This window comes from Staphylococcus sp. GDX8P54P (genome assembly GCF_017893165.1).
GTDB lineage: Bacteria > Bacillota > Bacilli > Staphylococcales > Staphylococcaceae > Staphylococcus > Staphylococcus borealis.
The window spans coordinates 1-691 of the sequence record NZ_JAESMM010000077.1; the positions used below are offsets into that span (position 1 = coordinate 1).

General features: G+C 33.7%; 2 protein-coding genes. Both read right to left on the reverse strand.

All coding sequences use genetic code 11. The annotated features are described in order from the left end of the window. The coding region (locus tag KA909_RS13225) for a hypothetical protein (protein WP_210130322.1) at window positions 1–392 on the reverse strand (392 nt) is incomplete at its 3' end. Between the two features lie 61 nt (window positions 393–453). Further along, window positions 454–691 (reverse strand): phage tail assembly chaperone GT (gpGT, locus tag KA909_RS13230; RefSeq protein ID WP_210130323.1); only part of this gene is annotated, 238 nt, incomplete at its 5' end.

The following is a 691-nucleotide window of genomic DNA, read 5'->3' on the forward strand; positions in this document are numbered from 1 at the left end:
TGCTTAGAAGTTGTACTAAATTGTTTCATTTCGGATTGCGTAGAGTTTAATTGACGTTGATACATTTGTAATGCTCTATGCTGCTTACTGTATTCTTGACGTAACTTCTCTGCTTCCACACTTGTACGTTGCTCTTCTAGAGTCATTTTTTTCAATTGACTTGAGATATCTTTCATTGAATTTTCAGTCACGTCAATCGCTTTATTTAACTCTTTGGTTCTTGTTTGGAAAGACTGCATAGATTTTTCAGAGTTTTTAAAGTTAGCATTAGAACGACGCATTTCAGTATCTAATGTTTTAAACTGACTACGTATCTGTTTCATAGTCCTATCAATACCAACATCACGCATATTCATTAATATGGACATGCCTTTAAATCTTGATTCCGCCACTCATTGTCACTCCTTTCTTATTTTAGGTATAAAAAATAAGCCTTAGTGTTGATAACTAAGGCTATAAGGCAGTAAATAACGCATCTGCTCTATCATCAGTATCAACAGTATTTAGATGACGTTCATCTAAAATTTGAAGTATATAATAAAATGGCATCTTGAGTACTTGGTCGGCCGGTGTGCCGTTCTCAATCATCTGTTTTACAACTTTGTCCAAGTTCTTTTTCATGCCACGATACGTTAAATCTTCGTCTTTTATTTTATTTAACTGATGCTCTGAATAAACTTTTTTGTCTCTT